Below are 5,754 nucleotides of genomic sequence, written 5' to 3'. Positions count from 1 at the left end.
GATGATGGCAATATCTGGGGAGGCGAGTTTTTGGTTGGCAGTGCAAAAAATTTTATCAGAGTTGGCAATTTTTTGAATGCACCACTACCAGGAGGGGATAAGGCGGTCTTGGAACCTTGGCGATTCGCCCTTTCTCTTTTGGTTGAAACCTTTGGTAAAGAGAAAGCTTTAGAACTAGCTCGCATGTTTTGGCCAAAAAGAGAAAAGATGTTGGAACCCATACTTCGAAATTTGGGTATATATATTAAAACCTCATCAGCAGGAAGGTTGTTTGATGCTGCCGCTTCGGTATTAGGGCTTAGAGATGTAGTATCTTACGATGCCCAAGCAGCTATAGAGCTGGAAGCCATGGCAAAGGGCAAAGAATGTGCGCCCTTTGATATAAAGGACGAAGGTAGCGATTTGCTCCTCGATTGGCGGCCTGCCATTGAATGGCTCGTGGAAGGTTTAAAGCATAAAGGGAAAGAACAACTAGCTGCTGGTTTTCACGATGGCCTTTCTAGGGCTCTAGTCGAAGTGAGCAAGAGGTTAGCTTCTCAAACAGGAATAAGACACGTAGCATTGTCTGGCGGGGTGTGGCAAAACAAAAGACTTTTGAGCGTAACCTCTGCCCTTTTAAAGAAAGAGGGATTGGAACCTTTAGTGCACAAAAACACCTCTCCTAATGATGAATGCATATCTTTGGGCCAAGTGGCCGTCGGCATTGATCATTGGTCTAATTAGGTTTTTGGCAGAGCTCAAGAAAAAAATAAATGAAAAATAAAGGGAGGTTAACCTCCCTTTATTTTTGTCTCATATATCGCTGATTCTACCAACTCTACCTTAAATGGAATGAAATGCTATTTTTTTAAACACGCCTTACATGTGCCGCTTGCGGTCCCTTAGCTCCTTCTACAACTTCAAACTCCACTTTGTCACCTTCCTCAAGGGTTTTAAAGCCCTTCATGTCAATAGCTGAATAATGCACAAAGACGTCTTTCCCATCTTCCGAAGTAATGAAGCCATAACCCTTCGTTGCATTAAACCACTTTACAGTTCCTAACATGCTTTGCTCCTCCCGATTACAGAAATCAATCGCACTCATCGATGCGACTTTGTTACTAACTATAGCAATATTTTATCATGCCGTCAACAAAAAAGTTAGCTCGGTAAATGCCATTTCTGCCTTTTTACTGGCTGTGCAAGTTTTAATGAGCTTACTCCATCCAATAATTAGGGGCCTCTTTCGTGACAACTACGTCGTGGGGATGGCTTTCCTTTACCGAGGCCGCAGTAATTCTTATGAAATGGGCATTGTCCTGTAGGGATTTTATGTCATGTGCTCCGACGTAGCCCATCCCTGCCTTTAAGCCACCAACCAACTGGTAGATCAGCGATGACAAAGGTCCTTTGTAAGGAACAAGGCCTTCAATGCCTTCGGGGACCAATTTTTCAGCTGGGATACTTTCCTGAAAATATCTGTCCGTACTTTTGCCTTCTTTCATGGCAGCTAGCGAACCCATGCCTCTATAGCTTTTAAAAGATCTGCCCCTGTGAATTACCTCTTCCCCCGGGCTTTCTTCTGTGCCGGCAAATAACGAGCCTATCATCACGACATCGGCTCCCGCGGCTATTGCCTTAGTTATGTCGCCAGAATATCTTATCCCTCCATCTGCTATTATTTTAACGCCCCTTGGCTTTGCGATTTGGGCGGCGTTTATTATTGCAGCAATTTGAGGCACTCCTATGCCGGCTATGATTCGTGTCGTGCATATAGAACCGGGTCCTACCCCGACCTTTACGGCATCAGCTCCTGCTTCTATCAATGCTTCCGTTCCCTTTGCAGTCGCCACATTGCCACCTGCTATCGGCAAATCAACGAATCTTTCCCGTAGCTTGCAAATAGTCTCCAGTACTAACTTAGAATGGCCGTGCGCGGTATCGACCACTATGGCATCCACTCCGGCTGCGACAAGAAGATCGGCCCTTGCAATGGCCTCAGGCCCTACGCCTATCGCCGCAGCTACTTGCAGCCTGCCTTTTGAGTCTTTGGATGCATTAGGAAAATCCCTTGCTTTGACGATATCTTTGATGGTGATCAAACCTTTCAAATGACCTTCGCTATCGACAATGGGTAATTTTTCAACTTTATGTTTCATCAATATGGTTTTCGCATCCTCTAGGGTGGTTCCAACGGGTGAGACTATTAAATTTTCTTTAGTCATGAAATCTTTGATAGGTTGACCATAATCGGCTTCGGTTATGAAGCGTAAATCTCGATTAGTGATAATTCCCACCAATTTCATATCGGGGTCGACGATTGGAACACCCGAAATGTGATAATGCTCCATTAGGGCAACGGCGTCACCCAGTGTATCGTCTGGGTGTAAATAGAAGGGGTCGACGATTACGCCCGATTCCGATCGTTTTACCTTGTCAACCTCCTCGGCCTGCGCCTCGGGTGTCATGTTACGGTGAATCACGCCGATGCCTCCCTCTCTTGCAATGGCAATAGCCAGACGTCCGTCTGTGACAGTATCCATGGCGGCGCTACATATGGGGATATTAAGCGCTATTTTGGGAGTAAAAAAGCTTTTTACACAAACCTGTGATGGCGTAACCTCGCTATATCTTGGTTCTAGCAGTACGTCATCGAAGGTAAACCCTTCGTAAGTGACAAATTTGTTCAGCAATTCCATTGCCTAACCCTCCTAATTTTGCAATCTGAATAAGACTTCATCTTTGCCCAAGACCTCCATTATAAGAGGTAGCGGAGGGCCTGAGTGAGCGCCAGTTATGCAGATGCGCAGTGGGTGAAAAAACTCTCTTGCCTTTAATCCATGTCTCTTCTGAAAGGCTCGAAGCAACTTTTCGATTTCATCTTGCTTCCACTCTTTTAGCGAATGAAGCTCGTTCACCAAATACATTAGCCACTCTGGTGGCGCCTCAGGTTTTTTTGGTCTCGTAAGAAGCCAGTTTAAGCTTTCGAAAAGCTCTGTCAGGGTGGCTTGATTGGATATAGCTTCAGGCAACAATGAAACTAACGATTCATAAGTACATACAAACTGTAAACCACTATCTTTTGCCATTTCCATTAGTTTTTTCGCCACCCACTCAGGGTCTTTTTTCCTAATGGCTTTATTGCCCCACCATTTCAGCCTATCCTCGTCGTGTATTGGAGATGATTTAGAAACGCGAGAAAGATCAAATGCTTGAGCCATGGCATCTAGATCAAATAAAAAGTCCTCCCCCTCCACTGCCCAACTTAAGGTTGCTAAGTATGCTCTTACAGCTTCGGGTAAATAGCCTCTTTTTCTTAAGTCATCTATTCCCTCGGCACCCTCTCTCTTGCTCAGCTTTTTTCCTTCTCTTGAAAGGATCATGGGTATATGCGCAAAGGAAGGGGGGTCCCACGATAGTGCCTGATATATGAGCAGTTGTCTTATTGTGTTAGGGAGATGTTCGTCGCCCCTTATCACATGAGTAATTTTCATATGATGGTCATCTACTACTGCTGCATAAATGTAAGTTGGAATATTATCGGACCGCATCACGATAAAATCACCCACATCCTTGTAGGAAAGCCCATAATATTTATGAACCTCGTCATAAAATTCTATTCTACCCGCTTTCTGAGGTACTTTAAAACGCCACGAAGGAACCCTTCCCGTCTCTTCGAGTTTTTTTCTATCTTCTTTCGTTAAATTTCTGCATTTACCGGAATATCTTGGCGGCAGACCCCTAGCCAATTGAGCTTTTCTTTCCATTGCTAACTCTTCCTCAGTGCAATAGCAGGGATAAACTTCACCCAGCTCTTTGAGTTTTTCCAAGGTTTCTAGATACAGGTCCAAGCGTTCGCTTTGCCTGTATGGAGCATAAGGACCCCCTATATCGGGGCCCTCATCCCAGCTTAAACCTAACCATAAAAGATCTCTTTTTATCGAATCCTCGAATTCAGGTGAGGAACGGTCTTTATCGGTGTCCTCGATGCGAAGCACGAAGCTGCCTTTCCATCTTTTTGCCCATATCCAGTTGAATAACGCGGTTCTTGCACCGCCTATGTGTAGGTTTCCTGTGGGCGACGGAGCAAAGCGAGTTCTAACATGCATTTCACGAAAGCTCCTTTCCTTCATTACTACTTCGATGAGTGCAGTATTTCCACCCTCAGCTTAGCCGCCCCTTTGCGGGTAATTCCCAACAAATCTGCGGCTAGCTTAGATACGTCTACAATCCCGTCCTTTTTACATCGATCGTTGACCCTGACAATTACGCTTCTGTTGTTCTGCGGATTGGACAGTCTTATCAAAGAATTTAGGGGAACGTCATTAAATGCTGCCGTTAATTGCCAATCGTAAAAAACTTCTCCGCTAGCGGTGCGTCTGCCGTTCCATTTAGGACCTCCATACCAGGTAACGGTCAAGTAATTTGATCCTTCCACTTTGTTTTTCGAGCCGTAATGGGCTTCATAAAAGTTAGTTAACCAAAGTCCTGCTAGCAATCTTGAAGAGCATTTGTGATATTTTGCTAAATCAGGTGTTATCCTCAAGATTTCTTCACCATCCTTTAAAGATATGGCGAAGGTTTCGTTTTCGTGTTTGGTGATCTTGTAGTAATAATGTTTACGTTGTTCGCTAAACGCCTTTTCTAATTTTCCCAAAGATGAGCGAACCATGTCTGCCTTTTCCTTGGGTGCGGAGGCTATAAGTGTTCCGTTAATGTGTAATTCCACTTTTGGCCCCCTTTCATTGATCCAGGAATATGGGCGAGATGCATGAGCCTTTTTCGATAGAAGGAGGGTTAGCGCAATTATGGCAGCGTATAAAACTGGCTTTTTGCTTACTTTCTCCATGCAATATCACTCCTCATCGTTGCAATGGCATGGCACTTCATACACTGGGCCTTTCCAACCGCTCCTATATACTCTCCTGATTTTACCTTCAGGTTAATTCTTTTGTTCATAGCCCAAGTAAGGCTAGAGAGCGCGTTTTCTAAGTTTATCTTAAAACAATCGATGAGTTTAGAAAGCCTGGGTAATTGTGCTTCTAACGTGATGTCAAGCCAAATTAAGCTCCAATTTTTCTTTGATAAAAAATGCGATATCTCTTCTAAGAAAATAATGCTTGAGGCATCCTTATACCGCTCGTCCGAAGAAGGATAAAGGGTGCCTAAATCAGGTTCTCCGGCAGCTCCAAGCAATGCGTCGGCTACTGCGTGAGAGATCACATCCCCGTCAGAATGACCTTCTAATCCCAAGGGAGCATCGGGTATTAGATGTCCCGCCAGGATCAGTTTTCGCCAGGGTCGCAGAGGGTGCACATCGAATCCGTGTCCCACTCTCCATTGGCTCATTCCTCTAGCAATCGTCTCGCAAAACTTGAAATCGCTTTCATAAGTAACTTTAATGTTGCTTGGCTCGCCTTCAACAAAGTTAATGGGATATCCTGCTTTTATCCAGGCTTCTGCCTCGTCAGACATATTGTTGTCCGCGAGTTTCATGACCGCGATCAACTCCTCCCTCGGAAAAGCCTGAGGCGTTTGTGTGGACCATAGGTTTTCTCTGGATACAGGGAAAATTTCACCCTTGTTTGATACCTTCTTTAAGGCATCCCTAACGGGGGTCAAGGGTATGACTCCGGTTAGGGGGGTTATAGACGATATTATACGTTGAACTAAAGAGGAAGAGGCAAAGGGACGAGCCGCATCGTGTACTAACACGTAATCGCCACTGGCAGCGCCTATGCCCGCTAAGGAGGATATAGCCCTTGTTTCCCCTCC

Annotated in this window: 5 protein-coding genes and 1 pseudogene; 1 reads left to right on the top strand and 5 read right to left on the bottom strand. The window is 44.9% G+C overall.

Annotation, left to right across the window (positions count from 1 at the left end; all coding sequences use genetic code 11):
• Positions 1-723, top strand: a pseudogene (locus Q7P41_RS05655) (carbamoyltransferase HypF); the annotation flags it as partial.
• Between the two features lie 124 nt (positions 724-847).
• On the opposite strand, the gene Q7P41_RS05650 reads toward Q7P41_RS05655, so the two are convergent.
• From Q7P41_RS05650 to ispF, 5 genes are all read right to left on the bottom strand, one after another.
• Positions 848-1,045, bottom strand: a complete 198-nt coding sequence (locus Q7P41_RS05650; protein WP_303882815.1) for a cold shock domain-containing protein — start codon at positions 1,043-1,045, stop codon at positions 848-850.
• A gap of 151 nt (positions 1,046-1,196) precedes the next feature.
• Positions 1,197-2,678 carry an IMP dehydrogenase gene (guaB, locus tag Q7P41_RS05645; protein ID WP_303882814.1) on the bottom strand — a complete coding sequence of 494 codons (1,482 nt, stop codon included), beginning with the start codon at positions 2,676-2,678 and terminating at the stop codon, positions 1,197-1,199.
• A 12-nt stretch (positions 2,679-2,690) separates the two neighbouring features.
• Positions 2,691-4,088 carry a glutamate--tRNA ligase gene (gene gltX / locus Q7P41_RS05640; protein WP_303882813.1) on the bottom strand — a complete coding sequence of 466 codons (1,398 nt, stop codon included), beginning with the start codon at positions 4,086-4,088 and terminating at the stop codon, positions 2,691-2,693.
• Between the two features lie 26 nt (positions 4,089-4,114).
• Positions 4,115-4,828 carry a septal ring lytic transglycosylase RlpA family protein gene (locus Q7P41_RS05635; RefSeq protein WP_303882812.1) on the bottom strand — a complete coding sequence of 238 codons (714 nt, stop codon included), beginning with the start codon at positions 4,826-4,828 and terminating at the stop codon, positions 4,115-4,117.
• The coding region (gene ispF, locus Q7P41_RS05630; protein WP_303882811.1) for a 2-C-methyl-D-erythritol 2,4-cyclodiphosphate synthase at positions 4,816-5,754 on the bottom strand (939 nt) is incomplete at its 5' end. The genes Q7P41_RS05635 and ispF, both read right to left, overlap by 13 nt.

This window comes from Acetomicrobium mobile, assembly GCF_937920065.1.
Note: the sequence above shows the minus strand (reverse complement) of the source record. Positions and strands in the feature narration are given on the sequence as shown.